The 16,395-nt window shown below is 70.2% G+C and carries 15 protein-coding genes; 3 read left to right on the forward strand and 12 right to left on the reverse strand.

From position 1 onward, the window contains the following. Window positions 1-239 precede the first annotated feature (239 nt). A complete protein-coding gene (locus tag ACIBCK_RS05910; protein ID WP_399387025.1) occupies window positions 240-1,856 on the reverse strand; it encodes a beta-N-acetylhexosaminidase in 1,617 nt (538 codons plus the stop codon). A 96-nt stretch (window positions 1,857-1,952) separates the two neighbouring features. After that, a complete protein-coding gene (locus ACIBCK_RS05915; protein ID WP_160505308.1) occupies window positions 1,953-2,261 on the reverse strand; it encodes a DUF3039 domain-containing protein in 309 nt (102 codons plus the stop codon). 92 nt (window positions 2,262-2,353) lie between these two features. Here ACIBCK_RS05915 and ACIBCK_RS05920 point away from each other — a divergent pair, with 92 nt between their 5' ends. Further along, complete coding sequence (locus ACIBCK_RS05920) at window positions 2,354-2,698, forward strand: LysR family transcriptional regulator substrate-binding protein (protein ID WP_399387026.1); 345 nt, start codon at window positions 2,354-2,356, stop codon at window positions 2,696-2,698. On the opposite strand, the gene ACIBCK_RS05925 is transcribed toward ACIBCK_RS05920, so the two are convergent. Then, window positions 2,667-3,275, reverse strand: coding sequence for a YqgE/AlgH family protein (locus ACIBCK_RS05925; protein WP_399387028.1), 609 nt, complete (start codon window positions 3,273-3,275; stop codon window positions 2,667-2,669). The two genes, ACIBCK_RS05920 and ACIBCK_RS05925, sit on opposite strands and share 32 nt — an antisense overlap. A gap of 244 nt (window positions 3,276-3,519) precedes the next feature. Here ACIBCK_RS05925 and murA point away from each other — a divergent pair, with 244 nt between their 5' ends. Further along, complete coding sequence (gene murA / locus ACIBCK_RS05930; protein WP_399387030.1) at window positions 3,520-4,860, forward strand: UDP-N-acetylglucosamine 1-carboxyvinyltransferase; 1,341 nt, start codon at window positions 3,520-3,522, stop codon at window positions 4,858-4,860. 93 nt (window positions 4,861-4,953) lie between these two features. Here the strand turns inward: murA and ACIBCK_RS05935 are convergent, their stop codons facing one another. The 6 genes from ACIBCK_RS05935 to ACIBCK_RS05960 all read right to left on the reverse strand — a co-directional run bounded on the left by ACIBCK_RS05935 (window position 4,954) and on the right by ACIBCK_RS05960 (window position 11,892). Further along, window positions 4,954-5,235, reverse strand: coding sequence for an HU family DNA-binding protein (locus tag ACIBCK_RS05935; protein ID WP_016645140.1), 282 nt, complete (start codon window positions 5,233-5,235; stop codon window positions 4,954-4,956). Window positions 5,236-5,530: 295 nt separating this feature from the next. Further along, complete coding sequence (locus tag ACIBCK_RS05940; protein WP_399387032.1) at window positions 5,531-6,976, reverse strand: NAD-dependent malic enzyme; 1,446 nt, start codon at window positions 6,974-6,976, stop codon at window positions 5,531-5,533. 404 nt (window positions 6,977-7,380) lie between these two features. Then, window positions 7,381-9,744 carry a HelD family protein gene (locus ACIBCK_RS05945; RefSeq protein ID WP_399387033.1) on the reverse strand — a complete coding sequence of 788 codons (2,364 nt, stop codon included), beginning with the start codon at window positions 9,742-9,744 and terminating at the stop codon, window positions 7,381-7,383. Window positions 9,745-9,826: 82 nt separating this feature from the next. Next, on the reverse strand, window positions 9,827-10,627 hold the full coding sequence (locus ACIBCK_RS05950) for an anti-sigma factor family protein (protein ID WP_399387034.1): 801 nt from the start codon (window positions 10,625-10,627) through the stop codon (window positions 9,827-9,829). Further along, complete coding sequence (locus tag ACIBCK_RS05955; protein ID WP_399387036.1) at window positions 10,624-11,208, reverse strand: sigma-70 family RNA polymerase sigma factor; 585 nt, start codon at window positions 11,206-11,208, stop codon at window positions 10,624-10,626. The genes ACIBCK_RS05950 and ACIBCK_RS05955 overlap by 4 nt, the downstream gene beginning before the upstream one ends. 96 nt (window positions 11,209-11,304) lie before the next feature. After that, entirely contained in the window at window positions 11,305-11,892 is a 588-nt protein-coding gene (locus ACIBCK_RS05960; RefSeq protein WP_399387038.1) for a CGNR zinc finger domain-containing protein, read from the reverse strand. Window positions 11,893-12,058: 166 nt separating this feature from the next. Here ACIBCK_RS05960 and ACIBCK_RS05965 point away from each other — a divergent pair, with 166 nt between their 5' ends. Then, window positions 12,059-12,643 carry a DUF1772 domain-containing protein gene (locus ACIBCK_RS05965; protein ID WP_399387039.1) on the forward strand — a complete coding sequence of 195 codons (585 nt, stop codon included), beginning with the start codon at window positions 12,059-12,061 and terminating at the stop codon, window positions 12,641-12,643. On the opposite strand, the gene ACIBCK_RS05970 is transcribed toward ACIBCK_RS05965, so the two are convergent. From ACIBCK_RS05970 to ACIBCK_RS05980, 3 genes are all read right to left on the reverse strand, one after another. Further along, window positions 12,595-13,758 (reverse strand): uroporphyrinogen-III synthase, encoded by a 1,164-nt coding sequence (locus tag ACIBCK_RS05970; protein ID WP_399387041.1) that lies wholly within the window; start codon window positions 13,756-13,758, stop codon window positions 12,595-12,597. The two genes, ACIBCK_RS05965 and ACIBCK_RS05970, sit on opposite strands and share 49 nt — an antisense overlap. 131 nt (window positions 13,759-13,889) lie before the next feature. Further along, complete coding sequence (locus tag ACIBCK_RS05975; protein ID WP_399387043.1) at window positions 13,890-15,248, reverse strand: nitrate/nitrite transporter; 1,359 nt, start codon at window positions 15,246-15,248, stop codon at window positions 13,890-13,892. A gap of 125 nt (window positions 15,249-15,373) precedes the next feature. Further along, a complete protein-coding gene (locus tag ACIBCK_RS05980; RefSeq protein WP_399387045.1) occupies window positions 15,374-16,372 on the reverse strand; it encodes a hypothetical protein in 999 nt (332 codons plus the stop codon). Window positions 16,373-16,395 lie beyond the last annotated feature (23 nt).

Below are 16,395 nucleotides of genomic sequence, written 5' to 3' on the forward strand. Positions count from 1 at the left end.
GTTCCGCCGTACGGTACGTGCTCACAGCCCGGACGTGGCAACTCTGGCACATCTTCCCCGGCCCCCGGCGCGGGGGTCCGCTAGGAGCCATTCGTCCGTAGACCTGGGGGATGTGCCGTTTTCACACGCCCTCGCCGGTCAGCGGGAATTGCCACTCTTCGGTGACCCTTGTACGGCTTTGGTCAGGCCGCCCACGCTCTCAGCGCGGGCGGCCCGACACGCGGACTATGGGGTGCGCCTCACACGTTCGGGGGCGCCCCGTCGATCGGGCGTCCGAGCACCCCCGGGCGCTTCTGCCACGGCAACGGGCCGCCGGGCGGGCGGTAGTCGACGCCGAGTGCGTCAAGTCGCGCGTAGTGCGGGGTCATTCGCCGCTCGAAGTCGGCGAAGTCACGCTCGGCGGACGGCGGGAGCGTGCTCCAGGCGACCTCGGCGAACGCGGCGAGGCGGGGGAACACCTGGTAATCCACGCGTGCGTGGTACTCCATCACCTCGGTCCAGACGTTGGCCTGGGTGCCGAGGACGTGGCGGGCCTCGTCGGCGGTGAGCTGGGGCGGCAGCGGCTCGAAGCGGTAGACGTCCTCCAGGGTGCGGACGAAGCCGATGGGCGCGGGCTCGTCGGGGCCGCCGTCCTGCCGGTGGTCCAAGTACACCTGCTGCTCGGGACACATGACGACGTCGTGACCGGCCTTGGCCGCCGCGATCCCGCCGCCGTACCCGCGCCAGGAGGACACGGTGGCGCCGTCCGCGAGGCCGCCCTCCAGGATCTCGTCCCAGCCGATGAGGCGGCGTCCGCGCTCGGTCAGCCAGGTGTCGAAGTGCCGGATGAACCAGCTCTGCAGCCCGTTCTCGTCGCCGACACCGAGCTCCTTGATGCGGGCCTGCGCGGTGGGCGACGCCTTCCACTGGTCCTTGGGGCATTCATCTCCCCCGACGTGGATGAAGGTGGAGGGGAAGAGGTCGAGCACCTCCTCGAACACACCCTCGTAGAAGCGAAGGGTGTTCTCGGTCGGGGCGAGGACGTTCGGGTTGACGCCCCAGGTGTCCCAGACGCCGAGTGACCCGGTGTCGACGACGTCGGTGTTGCCGAGCTCCGGGTAGGCGTGGATGGCGGCCTGCGAGTGCCCGGGGATGTCGATCTCCGGTACGACGGCGATGTGCCGCTCATGGGCGTAGGCGACGATCTCGCGGATGTCGTCCTGCGTGTAGAAGCCTCCGTGCGGGGTGTCGTTCCACAACTCGGACGCGCGGTGGCCCCATTTCGAGCGCGGCCGCCACGAACCGGCCTCCGTCAGCTTGGGGTAGCGCTTGATCTCGATGCGCCAGCCCTGGTCGTCGGTGAGGTGGAAGTGGAAGACGTTCAGCTTGTGGGCGGCGAGCAGATCGAGATACCGCAGGACGCCGTCCTTGGGCATGAAGTGCCGGGCCACGTCGAGCATCATGCCGCGCCAGCCGAAGCGGGGGCTGTCCTCGATCAGACACCCCGGGACGGGATACCGCCCCGCGGCCCGCAGCGGTGCGCGCCGGAAGGCCTCGGGCCCGATGAGCTGCCGCAGCGTCTGCGCCCCCCAGAAGACGCCGGGAGCTGCGCCGCCGTGGATCTCGACGCCCGCCTCCCCCGCCGTGAGCCGGTACGCCTCGGGGGCGAGGGAGTCGTCGATGCCCAGCGAGACACCGCTGCCGTCACCGGGGGCGAGCGGCACCCCCAGCGCCCCACCGAGCGTGGCACGCAGCCAGCGCTCGGTGGACTCGGTGCCGGGTCCTGCCCGGAGCGCGGTGGAGGAGTCGAGGATGAAGCCTTCGGAATGCGGTCCCTCGGCGCGTGCGGGCGCCGGAATGAGTTGCTCAAAGGTCATGCGGCGAATCTGCCACGCGATTGCACGACGCAAAAGGGGCGTTGCGGTACACGCAACGCCCTTTCGCGAGGAGGGTCCTGGAACCGCGCCCGGGGGCTACTTCTTGCCGCCGCCCTTGCCGTCCTTGCCGCCCTTGTCCTTGTCGCCACCGGCGCTCATGGACTCGTAGATCTCCTTGCACATGGGGCAGACGGGGTACTTCTTCGGGTCGCGACCCGGCACCCACACCTTGCCGCAGAGCGCGACGACGGGCGTACCGTCGAGCGCGCTGGCCATGATCTTGTCCTTCTGGACATAGTGCGCGAAGCGCTCGTGGTCACCGTCACCGCTCGACACCTGCGGCGTCGGCTCAACGAGGGTCCCCGTACCTGCCCCGCGCTCGGGCTCGGGCTCAAGAGTGCTCATGGCATCCAAGGGTACCTACGCCCACGGCGTCCGGGCAGCGTCCGTGCCGGGGCGGGCACCCGGTGGGAGGGTGAGAGGGCAGAACAGACCACTTGCCGACCGAGCCATCTGGCGCTCATGGCCCACGCGGGCGATCCCAACGCAGTTGTCCGCCCGGTGGGCACCCCGCCCTGTGGCCGCGGGACGCGCAGACCGAACTCGCCTGCACCGACGACAACTTCGACGCATGGCTGGAGGCGGTGGCGGCCGGCCACGGCGTGGGCGTGGCCCCGGAACCGGTGGCCCGCAGACACAGCCACCCCAACCTGCGCTACGTACGCCTGAAGAACGCACCCCAGGTGCCGGTACACCTGGCCGTCCCGACCCACGACACACACCCACTGGCGGAGCGCTACTTCCGAGATCTCAGTTCAGCGAAGGGTCGTCCGGATAAGTAGCCACCATCGCCAGCTCGCTCCGCTGGCGCCGAAGCACCGCTCGCCACAGCCGCTCCGGGTCCGGGGACGAGACGTCGCCGGGCTCGGACTCGACCACGTACCAGGCGCCCTCGACGAGTTCGTCCTCCAGTTGGCCCGGGCCCCAGCCCGCGTACCCGGCGAAGATGCGCAGTGAGCCGAGCGCGGGGGCCAGGAGTTCGGGGGGTGTGTCCAGGTCGACCAGGCCGATCGCGCCGTGCACGCGGCGCCAGCCGATCGGTTCGCCTCGGCCGGGGCGTGGGCGGGCGGTGGAAGCCTCGCCCTCCTCGCCGGGGATGACCGCCACGCCGAGCGCCGAGTCGAGCGAGACGGGGCCGCCCTGGAAGACGACGCCCGGCGCGCCGGCCAGTTCGCCCCAGCCCTCGAGGATGTCCGCGACGTCCACCGGCGTGGGCCGGTTGAGGACCACGCCGAGCGAGCCCTCCTCGTCGTGGTCGAGGAGCAGCACCACCGCACGGTCGAAGTTCGGGTCCGCCAGGGCAGGCGTGGCCACGAGCAGCCGCCCTGTGAGCGAGGACACCTCGGTCATGAACGACATGATCCCGCATCTTTGCCCCGCGAGGGGAGGCAATGGCCTTACCGGAGTGAACGCAGCTCAGGGCGCACTGGGGCGGCTGGAGCGCACACTTTGGGCGGTGACCCGGAGTGTCCGGTTCCGAACGGTTCGTGTTGTCACGGGCTCCTGACACGGTTTACGCGTCCTCAGCCTTACGGAAGGGGGGTACGCGCCCATTACGCTTGCCCTTTGGTCCACCCGTCCATCCAATCGGAACGCGAGATTCATGACCGTCACCGACGATGTACTGCTTGTCCACGGCGGAACCCCGCTGGAGGGCGAGATCCGTGTCCGCGGCGCGAAGAACCTCGTGCCCAAGGCCATGGTCGCCGCGCTGCTCGGCAGCGCTCCGAGCAGGCTGCGCAATGTCCCAGACATCCGCGACGTGCGCGTCGTACGCGGACTCCTGCAGCTGCATGGCGTGACGGTACGCCCCGGTGAGGAGCCGGGCGAGCTGGTCATGGACCCCTCGCACGTGGAGAGCGCCAACGTCGCGGACATCGACGCCCACGCCGGGTCGTCGCGTATCCCGATTCTCTTCTGCGGGCCGCTCCTGCACCGCCTCGGGCACGCCTTCATCCCCGGCCTCGGCGGCTGCGACATCGGCGGCCGGCCGATCGACTTCCACTTCGAGGTGCTCCGCCAGTTCGGCGCGACCATCGAGAAGCGCGAGGGCGGCCAGTACCTGGAGGCACCGCAGCGCCTGCGCGGCACGAAGATCCAGCTGCCGTACCCGTCCGTGGGCGCCACCGAGCAGGTCCTGCTGACCGCCGTCCTCGCGGAAGGCGTCACGGAGCTCTCGAACGCCGCCGTCGAGCCCGAGATCGAAGACCTCATCTGCGTGCTGCAGAAGATGGGCGCGATCATCGCGATGGACACCGACCGGACCATAAGGGTCACCGGTGTCGACAGCCTGGGCGGCTACAACCACCACGCCCTCTCGGACCGCCTGGAGGCCGCCTCGTGGGCTTCCGCGGCCCTGGCGACCGAAGGCGACATCTACGTCCGCGGCGCCCAGCAGCGGTCGATGATGACGTTCCTGAACACCTACCGGAAGGTGGGCGGTGCCTTCGAGATCGACGACGAGGGCATCCGCTTCTGGCACCCGGGCGGCTCGCTGAACGCCATCGCCCTGGAGACGGACGTGCACCCCGGCTTCCAGACGGACTGGCAGCAGCCCCTGGTCGTCGCCCTGACGCAGGCCGCGGGCCTGTCGATCGTGCACGAGACGGTCTACGAGTCGCGCCTCGGCTTCACCTCCGCGCTCAACCAGATGGGCGCACACATCCAGCTCTACCGCGAGTGCCTCGGCGGCTCCGACTGCCGCTTCGGGCAGCGGAACTTCCTCCACTCGGCGGTCGTCAGCGGCCCCACGAAGCTCCAGGGCGCCGATCTGGTCATTCCCGACCTGCGCGGCGGCTTCTCGTACCTGATCGCCGCTCTGGCGGCCCAGGGGACGTCCCGCGTCCACGGCATCGACCTGATCAACCGCGGCTACGAGAACTTCATGGACAAGCTCGTGGAGCTCGGCGCGAAGGTGGAGCTGCCCGGGCGGGCGACGCTGTAATTCAGCCCGGCCGGCGTTTGAGGCCATCTTTTAGACGGCACGCGAAAGGGGCGGCCACCCAAACCGGGTGGCCGCCCCTTTCACTGCTTCAGGCTACTTGCCCTTAGCCGCTTCCTTGAGCTTGGAGCCCGCCGAAACCTTGACGCTGTAGCCGGCCGGGATGTTGATCGGCTCGCCGGTCTGCGGGTTCCGGGCGGTGCGAGCGGCACGGTGGGTGCGCTCGAAGGTCAGGAAGCCGGGGATGGTGACCTTCTCGTCGCCCTTGGCAACGATCTCGCCGACGGTCTCGGCGAACGCCGCCAGCACGGCGTCGGCGTCCTTGCGGGTCACCTCGGCGCGGTCGGCCAGCGCGGCCACCAGCTCACTGCGGTTCATGTTTGTACTCCCGTGTTCTTCTTGCCGTTGAGGCGTGCCACGCGGCGGGGCCGCATGATGGGCACAGCGAAGCCGATGCTGCCAGGGTCCTCGGTCAGGCCCCGGACCCGGGTCCGTCGTCCGGACCCTCGCGCCCAGAAAGGCATCCTGCCCCCACCTGCGGCGGGAAAGCCAATCCGGGCCCCTTGGGGTCACACGAAAAGCTTCACCGCCCCTGGGAAGGTGGCAGTCGGGGGCGCGCTTCCACGCCACCCTAGAGGGCCTTTGAGGGCCCTGCGTTCCGCGACGCGCCGTACTACTGGGCCGTGGCGCCTGTCACAGCCACCCCGGCCGTCACCCCAGCGGCCTTCGCCGCGCTGCGCACCGCATCGGCGACCGCGCCCGCGACCTTGTCGTTGAAGACGCTGGGGATGATGTAGTTCGGGTTGAGCTCGTCCTCGGCGACGACGTCCGCGAGGGCGCCCGCCGCCGCCAGCATCATCTCCGTGTTGACGGTGCGCGACTGGGCGTCGAGCAGACCGCGGAAGACGCCGGGGAAGACCAGGACGTTGTTGATCTGGTTCGGGAAGTCCGAGCGGCCCGTGGCCACGACGGCCGCCGTCTGGCGGGCGATCGTGGGCTCGACCTCGGGGTCGGGGTTCGCGAGCGCGAACACGATGGCGTCGTCGGCCATGGCCGCGACGTCGTCGCCGTTCAGGACGTTCGGGGCCGAGACGCCGATGAAGACGTCGGCGCCGACGACCGCTTCCTTGAGGGTGCCGCGGGCGCCCTCGGGATTGGTGTTGTCGGCGATCCAGCGCAGCGGCGAGTCCGGCGCGGCGTCCACGAGGTCCTCGCGGTCCGCGTGCACGACACCGTGGATGTCGGCCACGACGGCGTGCTTGACGCCCGCGGCGATGAGCAGCTTGAGGATGGCCGTACCGGCCGCGCCCGCGCCGGACATGACGACGCGTACGTCGCCGACTCCCTTGCCCACCACGCGAAGTGCGTTGGTCAGCGCGGCGAGCACGACGATCGCGGTGCCGTGCTGGTCGTCGTGGAAGACGGGGATGTCGAGGGCCTCGCGGAGGCGTGCCTCGATCTCGAAGCAGCGCGGCGCCGAGATGTCCTCGAGGTTGATGCCCGCGAAGCCGGGGGCGATCGCCTTCACGATCTCGACGATCGCGTCCGTGTCCTGGGTGTCCAGGCACAGCGGCCAGGCGTCGATCCCGGCGAAGCGCTTGAAGAGGGCCGCCTTGCCCTCCATGACGGGCAGCGCGGCCTTCGGGCCGATGTTGCCGAGGCCGAGGACGGCCGAACCGTCCGTTACGACCGCAACGGAGTTGCGCTTGATGGTGAGGCGGCGCGCGTCCTCGGGGTTCTCGGCGATCGCCATGCACACGCGGGCCACGCCCGGGGTGTAGATCATGGAGAGGTCGTCGCGGTTCCGGATGGGGTGCTTCGACTGCATCTCGATCTTGCCGCCGAGGTGCATCAGGAACGTACGGTCGGAGACCTTGCCGACCGTGACGCCCTCGATGGTGCGCAGCTGCGCGACGATCTCGTCGCCGTGCGTCGTGGAGGTCGCCGCGATCGTGACGTCGATCCTCAGTGCCTCATGGCCGGACGCCGTGACGTCGAGGCCGGTCACCGAGCCTCCGTGGGACTCGACGGCCGTGGTGATCTGGGAGACCGCGGTGCCGCTCGCCGGCACCTCCAACCGGACCGTGTTCGAGTAGGAGACGCTGGGCGCCGTTGCCATGGCCGACTTCCTCTGCTTTCACCGTGTTGCTCTTGCCGTCCGATGGTCGCACCTACCACTGAGTACGTGGTAGCCGCCTCGGATTGCGAACTTTTCGTTCACCAGCTTTTCGGAAACTGGTTTCCACCATACGAGAAGTTGGAGGCGGTCGGTAGGGGGAAACGGAAACCGGTGGTTGAAACCCGGAAGAGGCCCCCGTCACGTGGTGACGGGGGCCTCTTCCTGACGCTTAGTGACACCGACCCGCCATGCTCGCCTCGCGGCAAGTGGTCGCTCGTAGCGACGATGGTTGGGCCCGGGGGCTTGGATCGGGCCGGTGCCACATCAACGGTAACAAACGATCCCCGTAAGGCAATTCCCGTCCCGAGAAGTCTCCGAAGTCATTCGCGGAGCAGGCCGGGACCTCACTCGCGGAGCAGGTCCGGAACCCCCTCGGCGTCCGGCTCGTCGCGCTCGCCCGACAGGACCGTGAGCTGCTGCGTGGCCCGGGTCAGCGCCACGTACAGGACTCGCAGGCCCGCGGGGGACTCGTCCGCGATCTCCGCGGGCGAGACGACCACCGTCGCGTCGTACTCCAGGCCCTTGGCCTCCAGGCTGCCCAGGGCGACCACCCGGTCGCCGAGTCCGGCGAGCCAGCGTGCCGCCTGTTCGCGGCGGTTCATCGCCACGACGACTCCGACGGTGCCGTCCACCTGGTCGAGCAGCCGCGCCGCCTCCTCGCGCACAGACGCGCCCAGGTCCTTGTCCCGTACGACGGCGAAGCGAGGCTTCACGCCGGTGGACCGGACGGCTGACGGGGACTCGGAGCCCGGCATCGCGAGCGCGAGCACCTTGGCCGCGAGATCGGCGATCTCGGCGGGGTTGCGGTAATTGACCGTGAGGGTGAAGCGGCGGCGCGGGCGGGTGCCGAGGGCCTCGTCGCGGGCGGCGGCGGCCTCGTCCGGGTCGGACCAGGAGGACTGGGCGGGGTCGCCGACGATCGTCCACGTGGCGTGCCGGCCCCGGCGGCCGACCATGCGCCACTGCATGGGGGTCAGGTCCTGCGCCTCGTCGACGATGACGTGCGCGTACTCGGTGCGCTCCGCGGCGAGCCGCTCGGCGCGTTCACGCTGGGACTCCTCGCGCTGGGGCATCAGTTCGTCGAGCCCGGTGAGCAGGTCGAGGGGGTCGAGATCCTTCTTCTTGCGGGGCCGGTGCGGCGTGCCGAGGATCGAATGGAGCTCGTCGAGGAGCGCCACGTCGTGCACGGACAGGGCGTCGCGCTTGAGGGAGCGGGCGACCTTGCGGACCTCGCCCGGGTTCAGGACGCGGCGCGCCCAGCGGCCCAGGCGCCGCTCGTCGCCCATCGCGGCGAGCACGGCGCGCGGCGTGAGCTCGGGCCACCAGGCGTCGAGGAAGCGGATGAAGTCGTCCTCGGACGTGATGTCCTCGTCGAAGGACGAGCGCAGCTCGGCGGCGAGCTCCGGGTCGCTGTGCCGGCCCGCGGAGCCGGACTGGGACCACAGGGCGTCCAGGAGGAGCTTGCGGGCGCGCGGGCGCAGCAGGTTGACGGGGGCCGTGCCGCTGAGCGCGTTGCGCCGGATACGGCCCAGCGCGTCGGCCTCCAGCTCCAGGCGGCGGCCGAAGGCGACCACGCGCAGCCGGGTGGGGGTTTCCACCGGGGTCCGGGGCCCGTCCTCGTCCTCGTCGTCGCCGAATGCGTCGCCGAACGAGAGCTGGCCCTCCTGCGAGGCGGCCTTGGCGGTGGCCGTCCCGCCCTCCAGCGCGCCCCGTGCGGCCTTCCGCAGGACGTTCAGCATCCGCGAGGAGCCCTTGACCCTGGCCACCGCCGGAGAGTCGTAGACGGTCGCACCCTCGGGTGCGGCTTCGTCGGCCAGCTCGCCCACCGCGCGGATGGCGACCTGCCCCTCCTCGCCGAGCGAGGGCAGCACGCCCTCCGTGTAGGCCACGAGCAGCGGGGTCGGCGAGACGATGAGGATGCCGCCCGCGTACCGCCTGCGGTCCTGGTAGAGGAGGTAGGCCGCGCGGTGCAGGGCCACGGCGGTCTTGCCGGTGCCGGGGCCGCCCTCGACGTACGTCACCGAGGCGGCGGGGGCCCGGATCACCATGTCCTGCTCGGCCTGGATCGACGCCACGATGTCCCGCATCGTGTGGCTGCGGGCCTGGCCGAGCGCCGCCATCAGGGCGCCGTCGCCGATGACCGGCAGCGACTGCCCGCCCAGGGTGGCCTTGAGCTCCGGACGCATCAGGTCGTCCTCGACGCCGAGGACCTTGCGGCCCTTGGAGCGGATGACCCTGCGCCGTACGACACGGCCCGGGTCGACCGGCGTCGAGCGGTAGAACGGCGCGGCGGCCGGGGCGCGCCAGTCGATCACCAGCGGGGAGTAGTCCGCGTCCAGGACGCCGATGCGGCCGATGTGCAGGGTCTCGGCGATCTGGGCGGTGTTGTTCGCGCTGACGGCGTCCTCGGCGGGCTCGACCGACGTGTACGCGCCGTCCGGGCCCTTCTTGCCGTCCTTGCCGAGCAGCAGGTCGATGCGCCCGAAGAGGAAGTCCTCGAACTCGTTGTTGAGGCGGTTGAGATGCACTCCCGCGCGGAACACCTGGGCGTCCCGTTCGGCGAGCGCGCCGGGCGTGCCGACCTGGGAGCGCTTGGCCGCGTCGGTCATGAGGAACTCGGCCTCGTGGATCTTCTCCTCGAGACGCCGGTAGACCTGGTCGAGATGTTCTTGTTCGACGCTGATCTCACGGTCGCGTACGTCGGCCACCGAGGCCCCTTTCCGGACGTGCAGCTGCCCAATCGAGCAGCCGTCTACCGTACGCGAAAGGGGGCCCCTGTGTGCACTTCCGCTAGGCGTCCACCTCCACGAGACGGTCGCCGTCGAAGGTGGTCACCTCGAAGTGGTCGATGTCGTTACGGTCCATCGCGGCGCCCCCGTGGACGTACAGGGGGCTGCGCGCCCATTTGTTCGGGCTGTCCTCGATGCCGTACCCCCACTTCGGGACGGACCAGGTGGTCACCGTCTCCTTCTCGCCGTCCTTGCCGACGGCGACCAGGGAGCACTTGAGCGGGCCCTTGACGTTCTTCAGCTCGAGGACGGTGTGCGTGCCCCAGGCCTTCTTCTCCGTGCCGACCGTGGCGCTGACCTTGGTCGTGGGGTCCGTGGCCTTGATCTTGTCGTCCATGTGGTTGAAGAAGGCGTCCTCGGCGGGGCTCGTGGGGTGTGGTTCGCCCGCCACGTCCGTCGAACCGCCGTCGTCGTTCACCGCGAGGACCGTGAGCGGGCCGCCCACGATCAGGGCCGCCGCCGCGGCCACCAGGAACATGCCGCGCCTGCGCTTTTGCGCACGCTTCACGGAGACCTCGTCCACGAGCCGGTCCGCGAGGCGCGGGCTCGGCCGCGCGGCCAGCTGTTCACCGATCGCCGGTACGCCGCGGGCCCCCGGAAAGTCCGCGAGCGCGGCCAGCATCGGCTCCACGCCGGAGAACTCCTCCAGCTGGTGCGCGCAGAACTCGCAGCCCGCCAGATGTGCCTCGAAGGCCGTGGCCTCCGCGTCGTCCAGGATGCCGAGGGCGTAGGCGCCGACGGTCTCGTGCACGTCGCCCGCGTCAGCCTGCCCCCACGCGTCATGTCCGTAGGACTCGTTCATGCCGTCACCCCCCGCTCCTCGAGCGCAAGCTTCATCGAGCGCAGCGCGTAGAAGACCCGCGAGCGCACCGTCCCACTCGGTATACCCAGTGTCTCGGCCGCCTCATTGACCGTACGCCCCTTGAAATAGGTCTCGACAAGTACCTCTCGGTGCGCGGGAGTCAGGTCGTCGAGCGCGTCCGAGAGAGTCATCAGCCACAGCGCCTTATCGATCTCGTCCTCCGCGGGGATGACCTCCAGCGGCGACGGATCGACCTCCTGCGGCCGGGCCTGCCGGCTGCGGTGGCCGTCGATGACGATGCGCCGGGCGACCGTCACCAGCCAGGGGCGTACCGAACCGGTCGCACGATTGAGCTGACCGGCGTTCTTCCAGGCACGGATGAGCGTTTCCTGTACGACATCTTCGGCGCGCTGCCGGTCGCCCGCCACGAGGCGGAGCACATAGGCCAGCAGAGGACCCGCGTGCTCGCGGTAGAGGGCGCGCATCAACTCCTCGTCGGGTCCGTGGCGTTCAGGGACCAGGCGATGTCGGCGAGGACGCTCCTGCGGGCGCTCATCGGCCACGGCGGAATCCTTGCGCACGTCTGCCTCCGGTGTCCGCTCTTCGTCTTGGCTGGCTCACCGGGGATGTACGTAGGCGGGAGCGGTTGTGTTCAGCCGCCCCCGGAAGAATTTCGATCAGGCACGCGCGAGCGCCGCCCGCCGCCGGTGCCTCGCCACGCGTTCACGGTTGCCGCACACCTCGCTCGAGCACCAGCGGCGGCGCCGCCCGCGGGACGTATCGAGGTACACGAGAGGGCAGTTGTCGCCCTCGCACTGGCGCAGCAGGGCGCGCGCGGCGGGGTCGGTGAGCAGGTCGACGGCGTCCCGCGCGACGGCGGCGAGCACGGCCGCGCAGCCGGGGTCGCCGTCCAGGGCGCGGACGAGGCTGCCGTCGGGCCGCCGCACGGCGCGCGGGGCCGGCGGCGCGGCCGCGGCGAGGGCGTTGACCCGGGCCAACTGGGGGTCGGCGGGCCGCCCTTCGAGCTCGGCAAGCACCAACTGGCCGATGTGCGCGCGCAGTTCACGAAAGTCGACGAGCCAGGCCGGACCGGCCCCCCGCAGGGCCGTGCGATCAGGGATGAGCCCGGCGCCCGCGAGCCAGGCGCGCAGCCGGTCCACGGAGTCGAGCCGTTCCACGGGATGGTTCGTCGCCACGAGGTCCAGACAGCTCCGCCCGGCATCGAATCGCAGCTCGTACGTGGCCGGGTCCATGCCCAGTGCCATGCGCCTGTCACCGCCTTGTGGGGTTACCGGTGAGTGCTCCCCCTTACAGTGCCTCGCCGCGGGCGGGCGCGGAACCCCTGCCACCGGGCGTGGCTGAGACGCCCGCTTATGGAGGCGCGCTTCGAGACCATGGCCGGGCGGCCCTCCGGCCGGTTGACTCGGTTGCATGAAAGCGAACCGTGAGACGAACAGGCGGGTGCACCGCACCGCCGATGTGATGCTGGGGGCGGCCGTCGTCGCCATGGGCCTGATCGCCGGAACCTTCTACATCTTCTCCTGCGGTGTCATGCCGGGCCTCGGACGCAGCGACGACCGCGTCTTCATCGAGGTCATGCAGAACACGAACGACGCGTTCAACAATCCGGTCTTCTTCGCGAGCTTCCTCGGGGCGCTGCTCTTCACGGCGGTCGCCGCGTGGCAGCTGCGCGGCACGGGCCCCTACCGGTGGGTTCTCGCGGCGCTCGTCGTCTATCTCGTGGCCTTCGCGATCACATCGGTCGTGAACGTGCCGCTGAACGAGGAACTCGCGGACGCGGGCGACCCGGCGAAGATCAGCGATCCGGGCGCGGTGCGCGACACGTTCGAGGACCCGTGGCTGGCCTGGAACGCCGTGCGCACCCTGCTGTCCACCGTCGCGCTCGGCCTGCTCGCTCGGGCGCTCGTGCTGCGGGGACGGGACACCAGGTCACGTGCCGGGGCGCGTCAGTCCGAGTACTTCGACTCCGCGGCCGGATCCAACGCGAGCCGGTAGCCACGCTTGACCACCGTCTGGACGAGCTTCGGCGCGCCAAGTGCCGTACGCAGCCTGGCCATCGCGGTCTCCACGGCGTGCTCGTCGCTCCCGGCGCCGGGCAGCGCGCGCAGGAGTTCGGCGCGGGAGACCACCCACCCCGGGCGCCGCACGAGGGCCCGCAGCAGCGACATGCCGGCGGGTGGCACGGGCCGCAGCTCGTCGTCGACCAGGACGGCGTGGCCGCGGATCTCGACGCGGTGCCCCGCGATGGGCAACGTACGGGCGCGGGAGGGCAGTTCCTGGCACAGGACCTGTACGAGGGGGCCGAGCCGGAAGCGTTCGGGCTGCACCGTGTCGACGCCGCGGGCCTGCAGCGGCAGCGCGGTGACCGGGCCCACGCAGGCGGACAGGACATCGTGCCGCAGGGCGGCGAGGAGCTCGGTGGCCATGCCGCGGTCCTCGGCGCGGGCCAGGAAGGACGCGGCGGCGGGGGCGCTGGTGAAGGTCAGCGCGTCGACGCCGCGGGCGACGGTGGCGTCGAGGAGCCGGTCGACGGGCGCGAGGTCCTCGGGCGGCATCCACCGGTAGACGGGCACGCCGACGACCTCCGCTCCCCCGGCGCGCAGCGACTCGATGAAGCCGGGCAGCGGTTCGCCGTGCAGCTGGAGGGCGATGCGCTTGCCGTCGACACCGTCGTCGAGCAGCTTCTCCAGCACCTCGGCCATGGACTCGGAGGAGGGTGACCACTTCTCGGTGAGCCCGGCGGCGCGTATGGCGCCCTTGACCTTGGGCCCGCGGGCGAGCAGCTCGACGCCCCGCAGACACTTCAGGAGCGCCTCCCCGAACCCCCACCCGTCGGCGGCCTCGACCCAGCCGCGGAACCCGATCGCGGTGGTGGCGATCACCACGTCGGGCGCGTGGTCGATCAACTCCTTGGTGGCGGCGAGGAGTTCGCTGTCGTCGGCGAGCGGAACGATGCGCAGTGCGGGTGCGTGCAGGACGGTGGCGCCACGCCGCTGGAGCAGCGCACCGAGCTCGTCGGCGCGGCGCGCGGCGGTGACGCCGACGGTGAATCCGGCGAGGGGGGCGTTCTGACGACCGGCCTGTCGACCGGTCGGAGGGGTCCCGTGCATGGCAGCTGCTTTCGTCCCGCTAGTACCGCGTGATGGATGATCCCGGGTTGAACGAGCCTGCCAACGGCCCGTGACAACCCCGGTTCACCACGATGTCGTACGTGTTACACCAGGCTACGGCCACCCATCCGTCAGACCTGCGCGTACGTGAGCTGGGGCTTCGCCTCCGCGTCCGGGGTCGGCCCGGAGTCCGGGGTGGTCGCCGGGCGGCGAAGGTATACGGCCCACGTGACGCAGAAGCAGGCGGCGTAGAAGACGAGGAAGGCGACGAAGGCACCGGTCCCCGACCCCACGGTCTGGAAGGACTGCCGGAAGGCGAGGTTGATCCCGAGCCCGCCGAGCGCCCCGACGGCGCCGATGAGCCCCATGGAGGCCCCGGAGAGCCGCCGCCCGTAGGCCGCGGCGGCCTCCCCCTGGAGCCCCTTCTGGAGGGCCTTGGCCTGGAAGATGCCGGGGATCATCTTGTAGGTCGACCCATTTCCCAACCCGCTCAGCACGAAAAGAACGACAAAGGCGGCGACGAAGAGGGCGAGCGACTCCCGCATGGAGGCGATGACGACGACGGCGGTGGCCGCGCCCATCCCGACGAAGTTCCACAGCGTGATGCGGGCCCCGCCGAACCGGTCGGCGAGCCGTCCGCCCACGGGCCGGATCAGCGAGCCGAGGAGCGGCCCGATGAAGGTGACGGCCGCGGCCTGCAGCGGCGTACGCCCGAACTGGGTCTGCAGCACGAGCCCGAACGCGAAGCTGTAACCGATGAAGGACCCGAAGGTCCCCACGTACAGGAACGCCATGATCCACGTATGGGCATCGCGGACGGACTCCTTCGCCGCGCCGGTGTCGTTCTTCACCGTGGCGAGGTTGTCCATGAAGAGGGCGGCGCAGACGGCGGAGACGAGGATGAGCGGGATGTAGATCCCGAGCAGCACGCGGGGCCCGCCCCCGGCCCCGATGACCGCGAGCCCGGCGAGCTGCACGACGGGTACGCCGATGTTGCCGCCCCCGGCGTTGAGCCCGAGCGCCCACCCCTTCTTCCGCAGCGGGAAGAAGGAGTTGATGTTGGTCATGCTGGACGCGAAATTGCCCCCGCCGACGCCGGTGAGCAGGGCGCACACCATGAAGGTGGTGTAGGAGGTCCCCGGCTCCATGACGGCGAAGGCCGCGGTGGTGGGCAGGAGCAGCGCGCCGGCCGCGATGATCGTCCAGTTGCGCCCCCCGAAGCGGGCGACGGCAAAGGTGTACGGCACACGGGCGACGGCTCCCACGAGGGTCGCCATGGAGACCAGAAAGAACTTCCCGGCGGGGTCGATCCCGTACTCGGGCCCCATGAACAGGACCATCACGGACCAGAGGGTCCAGATGGAGAACCCGATGTGCTCCGAAAGGATCGAGAACCCCAGATTCCGCCGCGCGACGCGCTCGCCCCCCTCCTCCGTCCAGAACCTCTCGTCCTCGGGGTCCCACCGCTGGATCCACATGACAGCCCTCATCTCCACGACTAGCGAGTGATGGCCCGAAGGTAGGGACCCCGGGTTTCAGCCCTGTGGCCCGCGGTGACCGGCGGGGAACTTCGCTCTCACGTGGGGGTGGGGCGGTTGGTGAGGGGCGAGCGAGGTCACCGGTTGATGGACTGGATCTCCTCCACCGCCACTTGCTGATCCGCGCCGAACTCACCCGGGGGCAGGTCACCGCCCTCGCCGGTGGTGCTGGTCCAGCTGATCTTCCAGGTGAGGGTCGCCTGGAGGTTGTACGAGCCGTCGCCGGAGGAGCGGAGGTACTTCACGCCGCAGGGGGGTTGGGTGTCGCCGGGGGTGCCTTTTGCGCGGGGGGCGCCGATCTTGCCGTTCACGATGGGGCATGCCCCGGAGGCGGGGTAGGTCTCGGCGTCCTTCGTCCCCGGGTCGATCGAGAGCGACATGGGTTCAGCGGTCGTGGTCGCGGAGAGCCCCGAGCCCGGGATGCTCGCGGTGACGGAGACCTTCTTGAACTTCGCCTTGTCCAGCCAGGCCCAGGTCGGGAGATTGACCTTCGTCGTACCCTCGGGCGCCATCTTGATCTCGGTGCTGGGTACGGGCAGTTCGTCGTAGGCGTACTCGGCGAGGATCTTCGGCGAGACCGCGAGGGGTTCCTTGGGGGTGTCGCCCGTAGGCACCCAGAAGGGAAGCTTGTCGCAGGAGTTGGCCTCGGGCTCGTCCTTGCGCTTCTCGTTGATGGCCGCCGCCCAGAACTGTCCCTCGCCCTGCTTGTCGAGGTTGTAGTTCTTGTAGGGGTTGCCTTCCTTGAAGTACGAGTCGAACACTCCGCCCACGAAGTCCCCGATCCCGAACGTCTTCATCTGCCGGAACGCCTTGACGGTGGCCTGGATCTGCTTCGGCGAATAGGCGGGCTCGTACCAGCAGGCCGGGGGGTCCCAGTTGCTGTTGGCGGGGGTGAGGGATCCGGTTTTGGCGGTTTCCTGTGCGCCGTTGACGGTCGTCTGGATCTTTGTCTCGACGGTGAGGTTCTGGTCCTGATGCCCGCCCTTGGCCTGAGGAGCAGTTACCTCCGCCCCCTTACCGCCAGAGGCATAAGCGATACCCGGAACCAGGGCGGCGACCAACGCGAGGAGAGACACGAACCGGCGGCTAAGCCTGTGCT

The organism is Streptomyces sp. NPDC051218 (genome assembly GCF_044455475.1).
In the GTDB taxonomy this organism is placed as follows: Bacteria; Actinomycetota; Actinomycetes; order Streptomycetales; family Streptomycetaceae; genus Streptomyces.